The 20,589-nt window shown below is 67.1% G+C and carries 21 protein-coding genes; 10 read left to right on the forward strand and 11 right to left on the reverse strand.

Features of this window, described 5'->3' with window-relative positions:
- Positions 1 to 13: 13 nt before the first annotated feature.
- On the reverse strand, positions 14 to 1,147 hold the full coding sequence (locus FHR95_RS12055) for an alpha/beta hydrolase family protein (RefSeq protein WP_183314559.1): 1,134 nt from the start codon (positions 1,145 to 1,147) through the stop codon (positions 14 to 16).
- Positions 1,148 to 1,305: 158 nt separating this feature from the next.
- Between FHR95_RS12055 and FHR95_RS12060 the strand changes: the two genes are divergently transcribed.
- The 3 genes from FHR95_RS12060 (at position 1,306) to FHR95_RS12070 (ending at position 3,236) form a co-directional block, all read left to right on the forward strand.
- Positions 1,306 to 2,064, forward strand: a complete 759-nt coding sequence (locus FHR95_RS12060) for a pseudouridine synthase (RefSeq protein WP_183314560.1) — start codon at positions 1,306 to 1,308, stop codon at positions 2,062 to 2,064.
- The gene (gene tcdA / locus FHR95_RS12065; RefSeq protein ID WP_183314561.1) at positions 2,061 to 2,882 is read left to right on the forward strand and encodes a tRNA cyclic N6-threonylcarbamoyladenosine(37) synthase TcdA; all 822 of its coding nucleotides are present in this window, start codon (positions 2,061 to 2,063) and stop codon (positions 2,880 to 2,882) included. The genes FHR95_RS12060 and tcdA overlap by 4 nt, the downstream gene beginning before the upstream one ends.
- Before the next feature lie 126 nt (positions 2,883 to 3,008).
- A complete protein-coding gene (locus tag FHR95_RS12070) occupies positions 3,009 to 3,236 on the forward strand; it encodes a DUF1653 domain-containing protein (RefSeq protein ID WP_183314562.1) in 228 nt (75 codons plus the stop codon).
- Between the two features lie 80 nt (positions 3,237 to 3,316).
- Here the strand turns inward: FHR95_RS12070 and bfr are convergent, their stop codons facing one another.
- From bfr to lptF, 5 genes are all read right to left on the reverse strand, one after another.
- Positions 3,317 to 3,799: a bacterioferritin gene (gene bfr, locus FHR95_RS12075; protein WP_040184089.1), complete on the reverse strand. Its 483-nt coding sequence runs from the start codon at positions 3,797 to 3,799 to the stop codon at positions 3,317 to 3,319.
- Between the two features lie 158 nt (positions 3,800 to 3,957).
- The gene (locus tag FHR95_RS12080) at positions 3,958 to 4,164 is read right to left on the reverse strand and encodes a (2Fe-2S)-binding protein (RefSeq protein ID WP_040184088.1); all 207 of its coding nucleotides are present in this window, start codon (positions 4,162 to 4,164) and stop codon (positions 3,958 to 3,960) included.
- A gap of 111 nt (positions 4,165 to 4,275) precedes the next feature.
- Positions 4,276 to 4,749, reverse strand: coding sequence for an RDD family protein (locus tag FHR95_RS12085; RefSeq protein WP_040184087.1), 474 nt, complete (start codon positions 4,747 to 4,749; stop codon positions 4,276 to 4,278).
- A 12-nt stretch (positions 4,750 to 4,761) separates the two neighbouring features.
- On the reverse strand, positions 4,762 to 5,826 hold the full coding sequence (gene lptG, locus FHR95_RS12090) for an LPS export ABC transporter permease LptG (RefSeq protein ID WP_183314563.1): 1,065 nt from the start codon (positions 5,824 to 5,826) through the stop codon (positions 4,762 to 4,764).
- Entirely contained in the window at positions 5,823 to 6,905 is a 1,083-nt protein-coding gene (lptF, locus tag FHR95_RS12095; RefSeq protein ID WP_183314564.1) for an LPS export ABC transporter permease LptF, read from the reverse strand. The genes lptG and lptF overlap by 4 nt, the downstream gene beginning before the upstream one ends.
- 137 nt (positions 6,906 to 7,042) lie before the next feature.
- Between lptF and FHR95_RS12100 the strand changes: the two genes are divergently transcribed.
- From FHR95_RS12100 to FHR95_RS12115, 4 genes are all read left to right on the forward strand, one after another.
- Complete coding sequence (locus FHR95_RS12100) at positions 7,043 to 8,563, forward strand: leucyl aminopeptidase (protein ID WP_183314565.1); 1,521 nt, start codon at positions 7,043 to 7,045, stop codon at positions 8,561 to 8,563.
- A 145-nt stretch (positions 8,564 to 8,708) separates the two neighbouring features.
- A complete protein-coding gene (locus FHR95_RS12105) occupies positions 8,709 to 9,809 on the forward strand; it encodes a branched-chain amino acid aminotransferase (RefSeq protein WP_183314566.1) in 1,101 nt (366 codons plus the stop codon).
- Positions 9,810 to 9,988: 179 nt separating this feature from the next.
- Positions 9,989 to 10,435, forward strand: a complete 447-nt coding sequence (locus tag FHR95_RS12110; RefSeq protein WP_183314567.1) for a DNA polymerase III subunit chi — start codon at positions 9,989 to 9,991, stop codon at positions 10,433 to 10,435.
- A 117-nt stretch (positions 10,436 to 10,552) separates the two neighbouring features.
- Positions 10,553 to 13,414: a valine--tRNA ligase gene (locus tag FHR95_RS12115; protein WP_183314568.1), complete on the forward strand. Its 2,862-nt coding sequence runs from the start codon at positions 10,553 to 10,555 to the stop codon at positions 13,412 to 13,414.
- A gap of 76 nt (positions 13,415 to 13,490) precedes the next feature.
- Here FHR95_RS12115 and FHR95_RS12120 read toward each other — a convergent pair whose 3' ends face one another.
- On the reverse strand, positions 13,491 to 13,940 hold the full coding sequence (locus tag FHR95_RS12120) for an META domain-containing protein (RefSeq protein ID WP_183314569.1): 450 nt from the start codon (positions 13,938 to 13,940) through the stop codon (positions 13,491 to 13,493).
- A gap of 111 nt (positions 13,941 to 14,051) precedes the next feature.
- Here FHR95_RS12120 and FHR95_RS12125 point away from each other — a divergent pair, with 111 nt between their 5' ends.
- Positions 14,052 to 14,456 carry a DoxX family protein gene (locus tag FHR95_RS12125; RefSeq protein ID WP_183314570.1) on the forward strand — a complete coding sequence of 135 codons (405 nt, stop codon included), beginning with the start codon at positions 14,052 to 14,054 and terminating at the stop codon, positions 14,454 to 14,456.
- A 30-nt stretch (positions 14,457 to 14,486) separates the two neighbouring features.
- Here FHR95_RS12125 and FHR95_RS12130 read toward each other — a convergent pair whose 3' ends face one another.
- Positions 14,487 to 14,927: a VOC family protein gene (locus FHR95_RS12130; RefSeq protein WP_183314571.1), complete on the reverse strand. Its 441-nt coding sequence runs from the start codon at positions 14,925 to 14,927 to the stop codon at positions 14,487 to 14,489.
- 177 nt (positions 14,928 to 15,104) lie between these two features.
- Positions 15,105 to 15,554 carry a DUF411 domain-containing protein gene (locus FHR95_RS12135; protein WP_183314572.1) on the reverse strand — a complete coding sequence of 150 codons (450 nt, stop codon included), beginning with the start codon at positions 15,552 to 15,554 and terminating at the stop codon, positions 15,105 to 15,107.
- A gap of 79 nt (positions 15,555 to 15,633) precedes the next feature.
- Between FHR95_RS12135 and FHR95_RS12140 the strand changes: the two genes are divergently transcribed.
- Both FHR95_RS12140 and FHR95_RS12145 read left to right on the forward strand, forming a co-directional pair.
- Positions 15,634 to 16,173, forward strand: coding sequence for a DNA-3-methyladenine glycosylase I (locus tag FHR95_RS12140; protein WP_183314573.1), 540 nt, complete (start codon positions 15,634 to 15,636; stop codon positions 16,171 to 16,173).
- A gap of 73 nt (positions 16,174 to 16,246) precedes the next feature.
- Positions 16,247 to 17,314 carry a metal-dependent hydrolase gene (locus FHR95_RS12145; protein ID WP_183314574.1) on the forward strand — a complete coding sequence of 356 codons (1,068 nt, stop codon included), beginning with the start codon at positions 16,247 to 16,249 and terminating at the stop codon, positions 17,312 to 17,314.
- A gap of 57 nt (positions 17,315 to 17,371) precedes the next feature.
- Here FHR95_RS12145 and FHR95_RS12150 read toward each other — a convergent pair whose 3' ends face one another.
- Both FHR95_RS12150 and metE read right to left on the reverse strand, forming a co-directional pair.
- Positions 17,372 to 18,136 carry a COG3650 family protein gene (locus tag FHR95_RS12150; RefSeq protein ID WP_183314575.1) on the reverse strand — a complete coding sequence of 255 codons (765 nt, stop codon included), beginning with the start codon at positions 18,134 to 18,136 and terminating at the stop codon, positions 17,372 to 17,374.
- A gap of 87 nt (positions 18,137 to 18,223) precedes the next feature.
- Positions 18,224 to 20,530: a 5-methyltetrahydropteroyltriglutamate--homocysteine S-methyltransferase gene (gene metE / locus FHR95_RS12155; RefSeq protein WP_183314576.1), complete on the reverse strand. Its 2,307-nt coding sequence runs from the start codon at positions 20,528 to 20,530 to the stop codon at positions 18,224 to 18,226.
- Positions 20,531 to 20,589 lie beyond the last annotated feature (59 nt).

Raw genomic sequence — 20,589 nt, forward strand, 5'->3', positions numbered from 1 at the left:
CAAGGCGAGCCGATCAAGGCGGTGACCCGTGGGGCTTCAGGCCCTGTTGCTGCCTCTCGCCCAGGGCCAGTACATGCTCCACTGCGCGCCAAAGCGCCCAGCCATCCCGCCAACCCGGTGATACGGCGACATGCTTCAGGGCCTCGGTTTCGAACAGACGCGCCTGACCGGCGGGCAAGGCATCGCGCAACCGCCGGCTGTGGCTTATCGGGATCACCCTGTCCTGAGGGCCATGAATCAGCACCAGCCTGGCCTGCAACCTGTCGAGCGAACGCTGTGACGGGTCGAGCGCCTCGAGCTCGTTCACCAGCGCTGGCGGCAACTTGCCGATCAGCGCCTCCACGCGGTCTGGCTGCTGGTTGGTCACCAGCGCGTAGAGCGCTCTCCCCGACGGCCCAAGCCGGCGGACATCGTCGGCCACCGAGGCGTCGGGGTCCGCCAGCCGGCGCCTGGCGATGCTCTCGAGCAGCGTGCGATCCTGCTCATCCCGCAACCAGTGCAGCTGGCTCAGCAGCACGGCCCAGCGCGCCTCACGCTGCGGTGGCGGCGCCGCCCGGCCGATACCGCCGCGGTCCTCGCCGGTGGTCACATAGCGCAGCATGTCCGTCATGTCATAGTAGCCGCCCACGGCCACCACGAAGCTCACCCGATGGGCCACCGCCTCGTCCATGGCGGCGATCAGCGTCGGCCCCACCGCAAAGCTGACCGCTGCTATCGCCGTCTGCGATGGCGTCTCGGCCCCCTCACGGGTGGCATAGCGAATGGCATCGACGATCGCCGTCACCTCGCGCGTGCTGATGGAGTAGTCCCTGAGACCGTCGAGTTCCGGCACCATCACCCTGAAGCCCACCCGGCCGAGGGTCCTCGCCAATGCCACCAGGCGCGCGTCGCGGCGGCCCTGCTCGGTGAAGCCATGCACCAGGATCAGCGAGCCCCGGTTCAACGTCGGCGGATGATAGAGGTCTGCCTGGTAGGCGCGCCCCTGGTGCTCATAATGAAGTCCCTCCCGGCGCGGCGGTTCGGTGCGACGCTTGAGCCGGCTTGTCTCGCTGCCCGCCGAGAGGTCACCCAGCACCAGCAGGGCCTGGTGGTGGCGATTCAGGCTGGCACAGCCAGACAGCAGAAGGGGGAGCAGGCTCAGCGCCATCAACAGAGTCCCAAGGCGTCGACGTGTTCTCATGTCGACCAGACTAGCGGCGATGTCGAGCTCTCACAGGACTTTTGCACGCACGACGGTTGCCGGACGGGATGACAGCACGCTACGCCCCAGAGACAATGGCGGCCCTTGCCCCCAACGGTGCCTCGATGACTGCCCCGCTGAGCCTTCTCCATCAGGACGATCACCTGGTCGCCGTGCACAAGCCGGCCGGCCTGCTGGTGCATCGCAGCGCGCTTGCCCGCGGCGAGCGCGAATTCCTGCTGCAACGGCTGCGCGACCAGCTCGGCTGTCGCGTCTATCCCGTACACCGTCTGGACCGCCCGACCTCAGGGGCCATCGTCTTCGCGCTCGACCCCGAGACCGCCGCGAGCCTCCAGGCGGCCTTCGCCGCCCGCCGGGTGGAGAAGCGCTATCTGGCGGTGGTGCGTGGCCTTGGCCCGCAACACGAGCGGCTGGACTACCCGTTGCGCGCCGAAGAGGGTCGTCGTCCCAAGGCCGAGATGCCGGCCATGACGGCGATGACCGAGGTCCGCCGCCTCGACAGCGTCGAGCTGCCGGTCCAGGTGGATCGCTACCCGCAGAGCCGCTACTCGCTGATGGAGGCACGACCGCAGACCGGTCGTCGCCACCAGATCCGCCGCCATCTTTCACGGCGCGGGTACCCGATCATCGGCGATGCCAAGCACGGCAAGGGCAATCACAACCGCTTCTTCGCCGAGCACCTGGAATGCCCGCGCCTGCTGCTCGCGGCGGTGGGTCTGGCCTTCGACCACCCGGTGAGCGGCCGGCGCCTCGATCTCTGCTGTCCGCTGGATGCCTGCATGACGAGACTCTTCGAGCGCTTCGGCTGGTCGGGTCACCTGCCGGCGCCTCGACACCCCGACCGTCCGAGCGTGATGCCATGACCGATTTCGCCTTCTCCCCTGTTGCTGTACCGGACGAGGATACCCGCTTCGGCGGCATCCGCCGGCTGTATGGCGCACGCGCCTTCGAACGCTTCCGCGACGCCCATGTGGTGGTGGTCGGCGTAGGCGGCGTGGGCAGCTGGACCGTGGAGGCCCTGGCCCGTTCGGGTATCGGCCGGCTGACGCTGATCGACCTCGACGATGTCTGTGTCTCCAACGTCAACCGCCAACTGCATGCCCTGGATGGCACCATCGGACGCCCCAAGGTGGAGGTGCTGGCCGAGCGCTGCCGGGCCATTCAGCCGGGCATCGAGGTCGTTGTCGACACCGCTTTCGTCACGCCGACCAACCTGGCCAAGCGCATTCCCGACGACGCCGACCATGTCGTGGATGCCATCGACAGCGTGGTCGCCAAGGCGGCGCTGATCGCCTGGTGCAAGCGTCGCAAGCTGGCGCTCACCGTCACCGGCGCCGCCGGCGGCCAGACCGACCCCACGCGTATCCGCGTGGCTGATCTGTCGCGCACCGAGCACGATCCGCTGCTGGCCAAGGTCCGCGCCAGGCTGCGTCGCGATTTCGGTTTCTCGCGCAACCCTAGGCGGCGCTTCTCAGTGGAGTGCGTCTACTCCGACGAGCAGCTGGTCTATCCCGGCATCGACGGCGAGGTGTGCTTCCAGAAGCCCGCCGACGGGGAGGCTACCCGCCTCGACTGCGCCTCCGGCTTCGGCGCCGCTAGCTTCGTTACCGGCAGCTTCGGCTTTACCGCTGCTGCCCGGGTGCTGACTCGGCTGGCAAAACAGGCTCGCGTCACGCCCTGAGATAGCGGTTCAGATCGACGCCCGAGACTACGCCCTCGATGCTCGAGCTTGAGCGCCTGTCCCTGAGACCCTGTCCTGGAAACCCTGTCCTTGAAACCCTGTGGTTGAGAACCTAGGAGCAGCACCATGGAACATCACCTGCCTCGCCCCGGCATCTACCGTCACTATAAGGGCCCGCTCTACGAGGTGATCGGCGTTGCCTGGCACAGCGAGACCGAGGAGCCGCTGGTCGTCTACCGTGCCCTCTATGGCGACTACGGGCTCTGGACGCGTCCTCTGGACATGTTCCTCGAGACCGTCGAGGTCAGGGGCGAGCCGGTACCCCGTTTCGCCCTGGAAAAAGCCTTTACATGAAGAACGCCCCGTGGCGACAGGCCACGGGGCGTTACTGGAGTTCTCGCGTCGAAACTGACCGGCAGTGCGCCGGGTAGCCGTTACTCTTCGCCGGCTTCCTGCATCTGCCGCTGCAGGTAATTCTCGATGCCGACCTTGTCGATCAGGCCGAGTTCGGTCTCGATATGGTCAATGTGACCTTCCTCGTCGGCGAGGATATCGCGGAAGAGGTCGCGGCTCACGTAGTCCTTGACCTGCTCGCAGTAGGTGATGGCCGCGATGTAGTCGTTGCGACCCTCGTGCTCGATCTTCAGGTCGCACTCGAGCATCTCGCGCACGTTCTCGCCGATGTTCAGCTTGCCAAGGTCCTGCAGGTTGGGGACACCCTCGAGGAAGAGGATCCGCTCGATCAGCTTGTCGGCGTGGTTCATCTCCTCGATGGACTCGTCATACTCCCACTTGGCTAGCGCCTTCAGGCCCCAGTCCTTGTACATCTTGGCATGCAGGAAATACTGGTTGATAGCTACCAGTTCGTTGCCGAGCGCGGTGTTCAGGTGTTCGATGACCTTGCTGTCGCCTTTCATCACAATACCTCGATTAGGGTTGTCAGAGAGCTGGATTGCCAGCTTGGCATGACCAACACAATCTGGCCAGCCGATACCCCTTCAGTCTAGGCAATGCCACGTATAGCTCAATCAAATCATATACTTGATAAGATAAAAGCAAATGATAGCGATTGTCATCAAACGGCGTAAGCGAGCCCCTCGGCTGCGGCGTTCAGCTCATCCCGGATCGCCTCGCGGGTGATGTCCTTGCCGGTGCAGGCGCACTTGCCACACTGGGTACCGCACCCCGTCAGCTGCTGAACCTCGCGCCAGCTGCGCGCGCCATTCTCGACGGTTTCACGGATCCGGTGGTCGGTCACGTTCTTGCAGATACAGACGTACATCACATCACCTCGCGCTGGCCATTAGGGTGAATGTAAATGATTCGCATGGGTAATCGCAAGCATATCCCACGAAAACCTGACCTCGGTCACGCCTGATGCATCAGCCTCCCCTCAACGGCGTTTGGGCAGGACCACCACCCGGGTACCGGAGGCGATATCCGGCCAGCCACGTTTCTCGCCATCGACAAGAATCCACAGGTAGCCCAGGCCAAAGGCCGCCAGGGAGATGCCGGCCACCAGAAAGCGCTGCAGCGCCTGGAGGCCGGTGATCGAGCAGCCGTCGGGGGTCTGCACGCGAAGGCGCCAGGCCTGCATGCCCAGCGTCATGCCCCCGCGGGTCCAGAAGTAGGCGAAGAAGGCAAAGGCCGTCACCGCCATCAGCAGGCGCAGCGAGACCACCTGGGCGATTCCCGTGCCGACCTGATCCGCCGGCACCTCCAGTAATAGCCGCACCACGGCCAGGTGCGCCGATGCAATGAGGATCCACAGCGCCAATACCAGCAATCCATCGTAGAGCATGGCGCCCAGCCGCCGGCCAAGGCCGGCCGGCCAGACATCGTCGAGTTGGTCGAAACGTCGTTGCATGAAGACCTCGGTTCAGCCGGTACGGCGTAACAGATAGAACCCCACTCCGGCACACAGCAGGGTGGGCGCCAGCACCGCCCAGACCGGCGAGAAGCCGAATACCGTGGAGGCGGGCCCCAGCAGGTCCTGGAGGTACTTGAAGAGCAGGCCGGTAATCACACCGTAGAAGACCCGCGTGCCGGCGGCCACGCTGCGCAGGGGGCCGAACACGAAGGAGGCGGCGACCAGCACCAGCGACGCCATGGTCAACGGCATCAGCATCTTCTGCCAGAAATAGAGCAGCGGCTGGGTTGCCTGCTGGCCCTGGTCGCGGAGGTAGCGCGCGTAGGCCCACAGCTCGCTGGGCGCCTGACTCTCCACGTCGCGCAGCAGCCGGTCGAGCAGGGACGGCGTCATGGCGGTCTCCCAGCCCAGGGTAGCGTGGTGCTCGACCTCGGTGCGCGCCTCATGGAAGCGTGTCACCGCCACGTCTTGCAGTTGCCAGTGGCCATCGCGCCATACCGCCCGCCGGGCACTCATCGCCTCGCGCAGGGCCTTGTCCTCGAAGCGGTAGCGGGTCAGGTCGAGCACGGTATCATCGGCGCGGATCGCCCCGAAGCGATAGAAGCTGTCGCCTTCGCGCTGCCAGCCGCCACGCTGGGTGAGCACCGCGCCCTCGCCCTGCATCTGTTCGAGGCGCCAGGCACTGGCAAACTGCTCGGTGCGCGGGCTGACGAACTCGGCGATGACCAGCACCACCAGGATCACCAGGATGATCGGCTTCATCACCCCCCAGAGGATGCGGACCAGCGAGCGTCCGGCGGCGCGCATCACCGTCAGCTCGTTGCTCGATGCCATGCTGCCCATGCCGATCAGTGCCCCGATCAGCACGCCCACCGGGGCATACTGGTAGAAGCGCCAGGGAAGACGCATCAGCAGATAGAGCAATACCTCAAAGGCGCCGTAGTCGCCTTCCACGTCGCCGAGATCGTTGATGTAGGTGATCACCAGATCGAGGCCCAGCAGCACCACTTGCACCACGATGATCGCGCCCAGCACGTTACGGGCGATATAGCCATCAAGCCGGTCGATGATCATCCGCTCATCCCCTTGTGCTGAGCCCGAACCATCATCACCAGGCCGATGGCCAGGAAGCCGCCATGAATCGGCCACATCCCCACCGTCACCGGCCAGCTGCCGCGGCCGATGGCGTCCAGCGCCGCCAGTAGCAGGCTGAGGTAGGCCACATAGAGGAAGATGGCCGGCAACAGCTTGGCAAAACGCCCCTGACGAGGGTTGACGCGGGACAGTGGCATGGCCAGCAACGTCAGGATGAAGACCATCAGCGGCAGGCCCAGCCGCCACTGCAGCTGGGCCCGCGCCGGCAGGGCATCGTCGGCAAACAGCGCGACGGTAGACGCATATTCAGGCGAGTCGAGGTCGGCCTGTTCGACCGCCCCCGAGAGGCGCACTGCGTAGGTGCCGAACACCAGTCGCTCGGCCTCGGCCCGCCCGGGGTCGACGCTATAGCGCTGGCCGTCGGCGAGCACCAGGAAGCGGCTGCCCGTTTCCGGGTCGACGGTCTGGTAGCCGGTTTCGGCACGCGTGATCGCGCTCTCCGGGGTACCATCGCCGCGAGATTGCCGCTCGCTGATAAAGACTTCCTGCATGCGGCTCTGGTCCTCGTTGATGCCCTCGATATAGGCCGTGCGACCGCCGCCGAAGCCCTGGAAGCGCCCCGGTGCCAGAGCGGAAAAGTCGAGCTGGCTGCGCTGCTCCTCGAGCAGCACCTCGTTGTGCAGGGCACCGGCCGGCGTCAGCCAGAGGCTGCACAGCCCTACCAGCGCCGCCACCAGGGTAGCCGGCACCAGGCTGACCTGCAGCAGGCGATTGGGGCTGGTGCCACAGGCCACCAGCACGGTGATCTCGCTGTTGAGGTAGAGCTGACCATAGGCCAGCAGGATGCCCAGGAAGAAGGCCAGCGGCAGGATCAGTTCGAGAAACCCCGGCAAATGGAAGAGCATCAGGGTGCCAAGGATACTCGCCGGGATGTCGCCCTCGGCGGCATTGGAGAAGTAGCGGATGAAGCGGCTGCCCATGATCACCAGCAACAGCACACCGGCCACGGCGGCCATGGTCAGCAGGATCTCGCGGGTCAGATAACGGAATATGATCAACGCTGTCTCCCGGCTCGGCCCCCCGCGGGGCCCGGCCATCTTCCATGCAATGACGCCTTGCCTTGGGTACACTGGGACGACTCGGCAACGTGCCGGCATTATCCAGAATCCCTCTTCGCTTGTCTCGTGGAGCCACAATGGAATTCCCTGTTCAGACGGCCAATCCCGCCAAGGCCGAGACGGCCTGTCTCGTGGTACCGGTATTCAAGGACGGGCCGCTGCTGCCCACCGCCGCCAAGCTTGACGATGTCAGCGAGCGGCTGATCGGCCAGCTGATCGAGCGCGGCGACTTCGATGCCAAGCTGGGCAATGTGCTGATGGTTCCCTTCGCCCCGGGGCTCAATGCCGATCGTCTGATGCTGGTAGGGCTTGGCGAGCGCGAAAGCTGCCGGGAACGCGCCTTCCGCAAGGCGCTCGATGCCGCCTTCAGCGCCCTGGCAGCGCTGCCCGTTGAAGACGTCGCCGTGGCCTTTACCGACGTGCCGGTGCCGGAGCGCGCCTGCGACTGGAAGGCCCGCATGGTAGCCGAGGCGGCCCATCGCGCCGTCTACCGCTTCGACGCCTTCAAGTCGGACAAAGCCCCGGCGCCTCAGCTCGCCCGCGTCACCCTGCTGGTCAACGAGCAGGGCGTTGCCGAAGCGGCCCGTCAGGGCGGACGCATCGGCGATGCCATCGGCCAGGGGGTGGCCACCACGCGTACCCTGGGTAACCTGCCGGGCAATGTCTGCACCCCGCGCTACCTGGCCGAGCAGGCCGAGTCCCTGGGTCAGGGAAGCGGCGGTGCGCTGTCCGTGGAGATTCTCGACGAGGAGGCCCTGGAGCGCCTGGGCGCCCACAGCCTGCTCTCCGTCGGCCGCGGCAGCGAGCAACCCTCGCGACTCATCGTCATGAGCTACCAGGGCGCCGACAACCCTGACGACGCGCCGCATGTGCTGGTCGGAAAGGGCATCACCTTCGATACCGGCGGCATCTCGCTCAAGCCCGGCGAGGGCATGGACGAGATGAAGTTCGACATGTGCGGGGCCGCCAGCGTATTTGGCACCGTCACCGCCATCCTGGCCCTCAAGCCCAGGATCAACCTGGTAGCCATCGTCGCCGCCGCCGAGAACATGCCCGACGGCCGTGCCACCAAGCCCGGCGACATCATCAAGACGCTCAAGGGCCTCTCCGTGGAGGTGCTCAATACCGACGCCGAGGGGCGCCTGGTGCTATGTGACGCCCTGACCTACGCCGAACGTTTCGAGCCGGCCAGCGTGATCGACATCGCGACCCTCACCGGCGCCGCCATCATCGCCCTGGGTCATCATGCCACCGGTCTGCTTGCCAACGACGACGATCTGGCGCTGGATCTGCTGGACGCCGGCGAAACCGCCTGGGATCGGGCCTGGCACCTGCCGCTGTGGGACGAATACCAGGAACAGCTCGACTCCAACTTCGCCGACCTGGCCAACATCGGCGGGCGCCCGGCGGGCACCATTACCGCCGCCTGCTTCCTTTCGCGCTTCGCCGACACGTTTCCCTGGGCTCACCTGGACATCGCCGGTACGGCCTGGGCCTCTGGCAAGGAGAAAGGCGCCAGTGGTCGGCCGGTGGGGCTGCTGACGCAGTACCTGCTCGACCGCGAGGCCGATCACGAGGTCGAGATCAGCGAGGACTGATTCGCCCCGTCAGGGTTGCCTTTTGCCGATGGTGACCTTTTCATATGAGTTGTCGACTTCCATGCTCCGGGCCCTTGCCGGCCCGGCACCCAGTTTTGTGCCGAGGGCGCCCGGATGCGCCCCGCCAGTAGCGGAGACCCTTGCCGTGTCCATCGAACGCTTTTCCGTGAGTCCTTCCACCCAGCCGACCGCGGCGCAGATCCGCGACGATATCCTCGACAATCCTGGCTTCGGTCGCTACTTCACCGATCATATGGCACATGTCCGCTGGACCCTCGATGCCGGCTGGCATGGTCATGAGGTGCGCCCCTACGGCCCGCTGACCCTGGACCCCGCCGCTGCCGTGCTGCACTACGGCCAGGAGATCTTCGAGGGCGTGAAGGCCTACCGCCATGCCGACGGCTCAGTGTGGACCTTCCGCCCCGAGAAGAACGCCGAGCGCTTCCGCCGCAGTGCGCGTCGCCTGGCCCTGCCGGAGCTCTCCGACGAGGACTTCGTTGACTCCCTGCGCGCCCTGCTGGCCCAGGACCAGGCCTGGGTACCCACGCCCGCCAGCGAGGCCGACGAGTCGAGCCTCTATCTGCGGCCCTTCATGATCGCCAGCGAGACCTTCCTCGGCGTACGCCCGTCCCACGAGGTCGACTACTACGTGATCGCCTCGCCTGCCGCCGCCTATTTTCAAGGCGGCGTAAAGCCGGTCTCCATCTGGCTCTCCTCGCACTACAAGCGCGCCGCGCCCGGCGGCACCGGATTCGCCAAGTGCGGCGGCAACTATGCCGCCTCCCTGGCGGCCCAGAAGGAAGCCGCGGCCCACGACTGCAGCCAGGTGGCCTTCCTCGACGCCGCCGAGAACAAGTGGGTCGAGGAACTCGGCGGCATGAACCTGTTCTTCGTGTTCCGCGACGGCCGCATCGTCACCCCGCGTCTCACCGACACCATCCTCGAGGGCGTGACGCGCGACTCGGTGCTGACCCTGGCCAAGGACGAGGGCCTGACCCCGGAGGAGCGCCCGATCAGCATCGACGAGTGGCGCGAAGGGGCCGCCTCCGGCGAGATCACCGAGATCTTCGCCTGCGGCACGGCAGCGGTCATCACGCCGGTGGGCGAGCTGGTCACCGAGAGCGACCGTATCCGCCTCTCCGCCCAGCGCGACAATGAGATGGCCAAGCGTCTGCGCACCCGCCTGCTCGACCTGCAGTATGGTCGCAGCGAGGATACGCGAGGCTGGCTGACCCGGCTGGTATGACAGCGAGGCCACTGCAGCGGTCCGCCAGGGCCCCGGCTATCACCACCGCGGCGAGGGGTGCCTAAGGGCAGGCCGACGCGGAGGTCCGACGCCAGGGATGGCGTCGGTAGCGTACAGGTACGTATTCACAGTGCCTCCGCAAAGGCCTGCCCTAAGGGAAAGCCCCGGGAAGACTCAGAATGACCCAAGTCGACTTCTACATCCTTCCCGATACCACGCTCGAGGCCCGCCTGCTCTTCGCCTGCCGGCTGGCAGAGACGATCTATCGCAAGGGCTACCGGCTGCACCTGCATGCCGAGGACGAGGCTATGGCCCGGGACCTGGACGACCGGCTCTGGACCTTCCGGGACGACGCCTACGTGCCACACGCCCTGTCGGGAAGTGAGGCAGCAGACAGCGTACCGGTGACCATCGGCTGGCAAGACCTGCCCATGGTCGGCGAACCGCCCCAGGCGCTGCTCAACCTGCATCCCGGCATTCCCGAATGGTTCTCGCGCTTCGAGCGGGTCGCCGAGATCATCAACCAGCACCAGGACGTGCTCACCGCCAAGCGCGAGTGCTGGCAGACCTACCGCAAGCGCGGCTACCCGGTTACTCCACACCAGCTCAAGGGCCAGTCGGGCTGACGCCTCCCCCGGCGTCACGCTATAATCGGGCCCATTTTTTCAGTATCCCCGGCACCCTGGCAGCGCCCGCAAGCGCGCGGCCATGGGTCGGTGCCACCTCCTCGACCCGGAACGCCCATGGACAAGACCTACCAACCCGAGCAGATCGAATCCCGCTGGTACGAGCGCTGGGAAGCCGACAACCGCTTCGCCCCCTCCGGCGAGGGCGAGCCCTACTCGATCATGATCCCGCCGCCCAACGTCACCGGTAGCCTGCACATGGGCCATGCCTTCCAGGACACGATCATGGACACCCTGATCCGCTGGCGGCGCATGCAGGGCCACAACACCCTCTGGCAGGTCGGCACCGACCATGCCGGCATCGCTACCCAGATGCTGGTCGAACGCAAGATCGCCGCCGAGGAGGGCAAGACCCGCTTCGACCTGGGGCGCGAGGCCTTCATCGACAAGGTGTGGGAGTGGAAGCAGGAGTCGGGCGGACACATCACCCGCCAGCTGCGGCGCATGGGGGCGAGCGTCGACTGGTCGCGCGAGCGCTTCACCATGGACGATGGCTTCTACCGGGCGGTGCAGGAGGTCTTCGTGCGCCTCTTTGAAGAGGACCTGATCTACCGCGGCAAGCGGCTGGTCAACTGGGACCCCACCCTGCACACCGCCATCTCGGACCTCGAGGTCGAGAACCGCGACCAGCAGGGCAGCTTCTGGCACTTCCGCTACCCGCTGGCCGACGGCGTCACCACCGACGACGGCCAGGATCACCTGGTCGTCGCCACGACCCGCCCCGAGACCCTGCTCGGCGACACCGGCGTGGCGGTCAACCCCGAGGACCCGCGCTACGCGTCGCTGGTCGGCAAGTTCGTGGAACTGCCGCTGGTCGGGCGTCGCATCCCGGTGGTGGCGGATGAGCATGCCGACATGGAGAAGGGCTCGGGCTGCGTGAAGATCACCCCGGCCCACGACTTCAACGACTACGAGGTGGGCCGCCGCCAGGGCCTGCCGCTGATCAACGTCTTCACCCAGGACGCCGCCGTCCTTGCCCGCGCCGAGGCCTTCGATATCCAGGGCCGCCCCCTGCCCGATATCGACCCGACGCTGCCCGAGGCCTACGCCGGCCTGGACCGCTTCGAGGCGCGGGCGCGCATCGTCGCCGACATGGAGGCCGCCGGCCTGCTCGAGCAGGTGGAGACCGTCAGCAACACCCTGCCCTATGGCGACCGGAGTGGCGACGTCATCGAGCCGTTGCTCACCGACCAGTGGTTCGTGGCCGTCGAAGCGCTGGCCAAGCCCGCCATCGAGGCCGTGGAGCAGGGCGATATCCAGTTCGTGCCGAAGAACTACGAGAACATGTACTTCGCCTGGATGCGCGACCTCCAGGACTGGTGCATCTCCCGCCAGCTGTGGTGGGGCCACCGCATCCCCGCCTGGTATGACGCGGAGGGCCACGTCTACGTGGCGAGAAGCGAGCCGGAGGCCCGAGAAAAACATGGCCTCGCGGCCGACCTCGAGCTGACCCAGGACGAGGACGTGCTAGACACCTGGTTCAGCTCCGGGCTGTGGACCTTCGGCACTCTGGGCTGGCCGGAACAGACCCCGGAACTCGCGACCTTCCACCCTTCCAGCGTGCTGGTTACCGGCTTCGACATCATCTTCTTCTGGGTCGCGCGGATGATCATGCTGACCGGCAAGTTCATGGGCGAAGTACCCTTCAAGCAGGTCTACGTGCATGGCCTGGTGCGTGACGGCCAGGGCCAGAAGATGTCCAAGTCCAAGGGCAACGTGCTCGATCCCATCGACCTGATCGACGGCATCGACCTGGAGAGCCTCGTCCAGAAACGCACCGGCAACATGATGCAGCCGCAGAAAGCCAAGGCCATCGCCAAGGCCACCCGCGCCGAGTTCCCCGAGGGCATCGAGCCCCACGGCACCGACGCGCTGCGCTTCACCTTCCTCTCCCAGGCCACCACGGGGCGCGATATCAAGTTCGACATGGGCCGCCTGGAGGGTTATCGCAACTTCTGCAACAAGCTGTGGAACGCCTCGCGCTATGTGCTGATGAACGCCGAGGGCGAGGATACCGGGCTCGCTCTCGACGGGCAGGGTGAATCACCGGTCGAGCTGTCGCTGGCCGACCGCTGGATCATCTCGCGCCTGCAGCAGACCGAGACCCAGGTGACCCGGGCCCTGGAGGAGTTTCGTTTCGACCATGCCTCCCAGGCGCTCTACGACTTCGTCTGGAACGAGTACTGCGACTGGTACCTGGAGCTCTCCAAACCGGTGCTGTGGGACGAGGCCGCCTCCGCGGAGGCCAAGCGTGGCACCCGTCGCACCCTGGTCCGCGTGCTGGAAGCGATCCTGCGCCTGGCCCACCCCATGATGCCCTTCATCTCCGAGGAGATCTGGCAGCGCGTCGCGCCGCTGGCCGGCACCTGCCAGGGCGAGGGGGACTCGCTGATGGTCCAGCCCTGGCCGCAGGCCGATGAGAGCCAGGTCGACGAGTCGGCGACCCGCGATATCGAGTGGCTCAAGGGCGTGATCGTCGCGGTGCGCAACATCCGCGCCGAGATGAACATCCCCCCGGGCAAGCCGCTGGAGGTGCTGCTCACCAAGGGCAGCGCGGAAGACGCCAGGCGCCTGGCGGCCAACCGGCCGTTCCTGGCCAAGCTGGCCAAGCTCGAGCGCGTCGAGTGGCTCGACGACCCCGAGCAGGCGCCGCTGTCGGCGACTCAGCTGGTAGGCGAGATGGAAGTCCTGGTGCCCATGGCCGACCTGATCGACAAGGAGGCCGAGCTCGCCCGTCTGGCCAAGGAGATCGACAAGCAGGACAAGCTGATCGGCGGCATCGAGAAGAAGCTCGGCAATGAGAGCTTCGTCGCCAAGGCCCCCGAGGCGGTGGTCGAGAAGGAGCGCGGCAAGCTCGCGGACTTCCAGGCGGCTCGCCGACTGCTGGTCGAGCAGCGCGACAAGATCGCCGCGCTCTGATCGCTGCCCACTCCCCCCAGCCACAAGGGCCCGCCAACGGCGGGCCCTTGTCGTTCAGGGGGCGGTCGCTACGGGATCAGTCGACGCGTCGCCAGCCGCCCAGCACCCGCTGGTCGGGACCGAAGAACACCAGCCGGTCGTGGTCGATCAGGTAACGATAGGCGTTCTCCAGCATGCCGGTCACGCGGGCGGCGTCCTCGGCCCGGGGGCAGGCACGCCGGGTGGTGGCCAGCTCCGAGAATTCGATGCGGTTGTTCTCGCCCAGCGCGGCCCGGCCGATCAGTCGGTTGCAGCCGTCGCTGCCGCTCACCCGGCCATCGCGGTCGATCACGAAATGGGGACGCTCCGGCATCTCGAGACGCTCGTTGGTGCCCACCAGCAGCAGGTTCCAGCGCTGGTCGACTACCGGCCCCTCGAGCCGGGCCGTGGGGTCATCGATCTGGGGAGCCGGACGGCTGCTGCAGGCGGCCAGCAGCAGGGCGCCAGCCGCGAGCAGCAGCGTGTTGCGTAACGATTTGATCATCATGGTATCTTCCTTGAGGCATGAGGCGATTGCCCAGGCACCAAGCTTGCCCCAGCTGGGGCAACGAGACAATTCCCCCGCTCCACCGCTCCTTGTTCCCCCATGAGGCCCCGCATGCTTCACGCGCTCCACAACGATGCCCTCGGCAAGCTGATCCTGCGACTCACCGTGGCCGGCCTGCTGCTGCCCCATGGGCTGACCAAGCTGCTCGACCCGGGCAGCCTGACCGGGATTGGCAACACCCTGACCGGCCAGGGCCTGCCGACCGTACTCGCCTACGGCGTGCTGATCGGCGAAGTGGTAGCGCCGCTGATGGCGCTGGTCGGCTGGCGAAGCCGTGTGGCGGGGCTGCTGATGGCCGCCAACATGGTGGTGGCCATCTTCCTGGTACACATGGGGGAGGTCACCGCCTTCAAGGACAACGGCGGCTGGGCCCTGGAGCTGCAGGGCTTCTTCCTGTTCGGCGCCCTGGCGCTGGTCTTCCTGGGCAGCGGACGGATGGCCTGGCGACCGGACTGAGCCTGCCACCCGGACACCGAGCCCTGGCGATTACCAGGTACCCGTGTTTTCCATGGAAGCCCAAGGCTCTTTCGGTTCCTGGGGTTCCCCCTTCTGGAGCAACTCGACGGAGATATTGTCGGGACTTCTGACGAAGGCCATGTGGCCGTCCCGGGGCGGACGGTTGATGGTCACCCCATTCGCCTGCAGGTGCTCGCAGAGGGCATAGATGTCGTCCACCCGGTAGGCCAGGTGGCCGAAGTTGCGCCCGCCGCTGTACTCCTCGGGATCCCAGTTCCAGGTCAGCTCCAGCTCTGGCGCCTTGAGCTCGGCGGAGCGGGCCTCGTCCTCCGGCGCGGCCAGGAAGACCAGGGTGAAGCGGCCCTTCTCGCTCTCCTTGCGACGCACCTCGCTCAGGCCGAGCAGGTCGCAGTAGAAGTGCAGCGAGGCGTCGAGGTCGCTGACGCGCACCATGGTATGCAGGTACTGCATGGCCAACTCCTTGTCGTTTAGAGCGAAACTATCTAGTGGAACGGGGGCTTTACTGGCGACAAGCCTTTCCGGAGGCGCTTTGAATACTTCCCTGTACGCTACCGACGCCATCCCTGGCGTAGGACCTCCTCCAAGGCTTGTCCCCAGCGCCCCTCTCTATTGCTGGGTCAGTTCGGATCAATGGGTGTATTCGGAGAAGATGGCCGGCGTGCGGTCGTCATGACGCCAGCCCAGCACCGCGTAGTCGTCCTGACGGCCAGTCTCCATGCCCGGAGATCCGTGGGGCATGCCCGGCACCGCGAGGCCCGCCATTTCGGGCTGCTCGTCCAGCAGGCGGCGGATGTCGGCCGCCGGGACATGGCCCTCGATCACGTAGCCGTCCACCACCGCGGTGTGGCAGGAGGCGAGCTCGGGCGAGACGCCATGCTCGATCTTCACCGCCCGCATATCGCGGGTCTCGTGCTGTGTGACCTCGAAGCCCTCGGCCTCCAGGTGCTCGGCCCAGGCGGTGCAGCATCCGCAGTTGGGGTCCTTGTGCATCTCCACCACGGGCGTCTCGGCCCAAGCGGGAATGGCAATGACGGCCAGCAAGGCGCCGGCGAAGGTCTGGCGTAGCGGTGATGTCATGACGGGTACTCCCCGGTATAAGGTATCGGCACGATTGTCGGCCACCTCCCGACCCCACTGCCACCCCCGGAGCAACAGCGTGAGCCACTACTGCGACCTGGCCCCCGGGCATCCGTTCCATGGGCCCTATCACGACCACGAATACGGCTTCCCGGTCGACGACGACCGCACCCTCTTCGAGCGACTGGTGCTGGAGATCAACCAGGCGGGGCTCTCCTGGCTGACCGTGCTGAAGAAGCGCGAGGCCTTCCGGGCTGCTTTCGAGGGCTTCGATATCGATCGCATTGCCGGCTATGGCGAGGCCGAGCGGGCGAGGCTGCTGGCGGATGCAAGCATCATTCGCAACCGCCTCAAGGTCGATGCCGTGATTCACAATGCCGGGGTGGCGCAGGCCCTGCAAGCCGAACACGGCAGCCTGCGCGCCTGGCTCGATCACCACCATCCGCTGGGGCATGCCGCCTGGGTGCGACTCTTCCGGCGCACCTTCCGCTTCACCGGGCCGGAGATCGTCGGCGAGTTGCTGATGAGCACCGGCTACCTGCCCGGCGCCCACCGCGACGACTGCCCGGTGCAGGCGTGCATCCTGGCCGCGGGGCCGCCCTGGACGCAGTTGAGCTGAGCGCCGCCCTGGGGGAACCCTCGGCACACCGGAACGTCACAGGAAAGTCTCATCGCTGACCAAGGACCTCCTGATGGACTCGATTACCCAGGCCGCCCTGGGCGCGGCAATCGGCGGCACCGTGCTCGGGCGTCGGTTGGGCCGCAAGGCGGTCCTGCTCGGCGCGGCGCTCGGCACCCTGCCCGACCTGGACGTGGTCATCGACTACGGCGATGCCGTGGCCAACGTCACCCAGCACCGCGGCTTCTCCCACTCGCTGTTCGTGCTGGCGGGGCTAGCCATTGCCCTGGCAATGCTCTCGTGGCGCTTCGCCCCGGCCCGGGACATTTCCCTGCGTCGCTGGGGGCTGTTCTTCGGGCTCATCCTGCTGACCCATCCGCTGCTCGATACCCTGACCACCTATGGCACACAGCTGTGGTGGCCAATGGAGGTAAGACCAACAGCCTGGCCCATCGTGTTTATCATCGACCCGCTCTACAGCCTGCCGCTGCTGGCTGGCGTGGCCGTCGCACTGATCACCGGCAAGGCGCGGCGGGCGTCTCACTGGGGACTGGCCCTCTCCTGTGCCTACCTGGTGTTCGCTGTCGGGGCCAAGCAGCTGGTCGAGGCGCGCATCGCCCCGGTGCTGGCCGAGCAGGGGCTGCAGCAGGCGCCGCGGCTGGTCCAGCCGACGCCCTTCAATACGCTGCTGTGGCGCGTCACGGTGGCCGACGGCGCGCACCACCACGAGGCCCTGGTCGGGCTGTTCGACGGCGACCGCCGCCCCGCATTGGAGACCTATGCGCGTGGCGCCGACCTTGAGCCGACGGCGCTCGACACCGCCCGCGGCCGACGACTCGACTGGTTCGCCGGCCCCTTCCTGCGCTACGAGACTCGCTACTTCGACGGCCGCGAGACCCTGGTGGCCACCGACCTGCGGCTCGGCTTCCCCGGCTTTCATCCCTTCGCCTTCACGCTGGCCACCCGCGACGACGATGGCTGGGAGCCGGTCGAAGTTTCGACGCAGCTGTCCGCTGCCACCCGCGGCAATCGGGATGCCCTATCACGGTTGGGATCGCGCATCCTCAGCCCGGAACCGGCACTATGCACCAGCGATTTCGTGCCACGCCGGTGGCTGATCAGCACGCCCGGCCAGTGCTGAAGACGGCTGCCGCGTCCGGCATCGCCATGTCCAGCATGTTACTGGCGTTGCGCGCGTTCAGGGCGCGATGCCCTGGCCGCAGCCGCGGTACTGCTCGCCGTCGATGCTCAGGGTGACCCGCGCCGGGAAGGGCTGACCGCTCATGCTGTCGAAGCAGGCCCGCGCCTCGAGGCGCAGCTCGAAGGGCGTGTCGGCCCGGCCACTGGCCAGGATCATGCGCCCCTCGGCGTTGTCCAGGGTGGTCACGCGGTAGGGCAGGGTCATCTCGCGCTCGCCATAGTCCAGCACCAGGGTCGCCTGGGGCCGGTCATTGGCCAGATTGACGATCCAGCCCGGCTCGTTGCCGCGGGCGTGGAACATGGTACCCGGCCGCTGGCGACGGGTGAGCACCTTCTGGGTCAGGTCGCGGGTGCAGTCGAGCCGCCCGGTGGCGCTCTCCACCACCGCCTCGTCACCCTTGTTCCAGAAGCTGAGCTCGCCCTGCTGGTAGCGAGCACCGCTGGCCACCACCGCCGGCAGCAGCCGATAGGCCCCATGGGCCGACCAGAGCCGCAGCTCCTCCTCGGCCGCCGCGGTGACCAGGTCCTGGGCCGGCGTGCAGCGCCAGGCGGTGAGCGACTGAGCCTCCCCGGGAAAGAACAGCGACGGCATCAGCGGCGCGGTAGGCTGGGCCTCGGGGGTTTCCTGATCGCGGGGTGCCCCGCGATCGCTGATCTCAGGGCGCGTCGACGTGCCGTCGGGGGTGGCGGCGCAGCCGGCAAGCCACAGGGCCGTCCCCAGCAGGACGAGGGGGCGGGTGACGGAAGCGGTGTAACGAGACATGGCGGCTCCTTGCGTGTCGGCGATGTTCCCCGGGAGCATACCAGCCACCCTGCCCCGGCGCGCCGGCTACCGGCTCAACGCAGAGCGTCAGCCATGGCGTCGCCTCAGCTCCCGCGCCGCTTCGACCATGTTGGCCAGGGCCGGCGCCACTTCGGCCCAGCCACGGGTCTTGAGGCCACAGTCCGGGTTCACCCAGAGCCGCTCGACCGGGATGCGCTCGGCAGCCTTTTCCATCAGCGCCACCATCCAGGCCACCTCGGGGATGTTGGGCGAATGGATGTCGTAGACCCCCGGCCCGATGGCGTTGGGGTAGGCGAAATCCTGGAAGGCGTCGAGCAGTTCCATCGCCGAGCGCGACGTCTCGATGGTGATCACATCGGCGTCCAGGGCGGCAATCGACTCGATGATGTCGTTGAACTCCGCATAGCACATGTGGGTGTGGATCTGGGTCTCGTCGCGCACCCCCGAGGCGGCCAGCCGGAAGCAGGCCACCGCCCAGTCAAGGTAGCCCTGCCACTCGGCGCGGCGCAGCGGCAGTCCCTCGCGCAGCGCCGGCTCGTCGATCTGGATGGCGCGGATGCCCGCCGCCTCGAGGTCGAGGACCTCGTCGCGCAGCGCCAGGGCGAGCTGCCGGCAGGTGGTCTCGCGGGGCTGGTCGTCGCGCACGAAGGACCACTGCAGCAGGGTCACCGGCCCCGTGAGCATGCCTTTCATCGGCCTGTCGGTGAGCGACTGGGCATATTCGCTCCAGCGCACCGTCATCGCCGCCGGGCGCACCACGTCGCCGAAGAGGATCGGCGGCTTGACGCAGCGTGTCCCGTAGCTTTGCACCCAGCCGAAGCGCGTGAAGGCGTAGCCATCGAGCTGCTCGCCGAAGTATTCGACCATGTCGTTGCGTTCAGGCTCGCCGTGCACCGGCATGTCGATGTCCAGCGCCTCCTGGCGGGCGACCGCTCGGGCGATCTCCTCACGCATCCGGGCCTCATAGCCCTCACGCGAGAGCTCGACGGCCTTGAAGGCGCGCCGGTCGGCGCGGATCTCCGCGGTCTGGGGAAAGGAGCCGATCGTCGTGGTGGGAAACAGTGGCAGCGCGAGATGGCGCTGCTGGGCCACGGCACGCTCGGCGAAGCGATGCGCGCGCCGGGTATCGGCCGTCGTGACCCCGGCCAGCCGCTCGGCCACCTCGGGGCGATGCAGGCGAGGCGCCTCGCGACGCGACTGCAGGGCCCGGCTGGCAGCTTCCATGCGATCACGATCGGCGGCGCCGGCGCGGCCGTCCAGCAGGCGCGCCAGGGTGGCCGTCTCATCGAGCTTCTGCCGAGCGAAGGCCAGCCAGCTTCTGAGCTCGGCATCCAGCGTGGTCTCGGCGGCCAGGTCCACCGGCACATGCAGCAGCGAGCAGCTCGTGGCGATCCACAACCGTTCGCCTAGGCGCATGCGCGCCGTGGCCAGGCATTCTCGCAGCAGGGCCAGGTCGGCTCGCCAGACGTTGCGCCCGTCGATGGCCCCCACCGAGAGCACCTTGTGGGGCAGCAGGCGATCCAGCACCGCCTCCAGCTGCGCCGGGGCACGCACCACGTCGATGTGCAGACCATCCACCGGCAGGCCCACCGCCAGCGAGAGGTTGTTGCCCAGACCGCCGAAGGGGCTGGCCAGCAGCAGCTTGACCGGGGTGGCCTGCAGCCGATGGTAGGCGCGCTCGTAGGCCTGCCGCCAGGCCAGGGGAAGGTCCTGCACCAGGGCCGGCTCGTCGAGCTGGACCCACTCGACGCCCTGCCCGGCCAGCCGCTCCAGCACCTCGGCATAGACATCGAGGACACCCTCGAGCAGCGAAAGCCGGTCGACATCGTCGCCGGCCTCGCCGCGCTCCTTGCCCAGCCACAGCCAGGTCAGCGGGCCGGTCAGGGCTACCTTGACCGGATGGCCGGCGGCCCGGGCCTCATCCACCTGGTTGAAGAGGCGTGTACTCGCCAGGCGAAAGGTCTGGCCAGCGTGCAGCTCAGGGACCAGATAGTGATAGTTGGTATCGAAGTACTTGGTCATCTCGCAGGCCGCGGCCGGCTCGCCACTGGGGGCCCGCCCCCTGGCCATGCGGAAGGCGGTGTCCAGTGAGACTTCGCCGCTTGCCACCTCCTGCTCGGCCGCGAAGCGCTCCGGCACCGCCCCCAGCAGCACCGAGACATCGAGCACCTGATCGTAGAAGGCGAAGTCCCCCACCGTCACCAGGTCGAGCCCGGCCTCGCGCTGGGCCGCCCAGTTCGCGAGGCGCAGTGCGCGCCCGGTGGCCTCCAGGGCCTCGCGGTCGATGTCGCCCTGCCAGTAAGCCTCGGTGGCACGCTTCAGTTCGCGATCCGCGCCGACGCGCGGATAGCCGATGACATGAGCCAGCGTCATGATGACGTCCCTTCTGCATGAATGATGCCGGGAAGTCTCGCTGGCCCTCCGATGTGAAT

It is taken from the genome of Halomonas fontilapidosi (genome assembly GCF_014192285.1).
Lineage (GTDB): Bacteria > Pseudomonadota > Gammaproteobacteria > Pseudomonadales > Halomonadaceae > Halomonas > Halomonas fontilapidosi.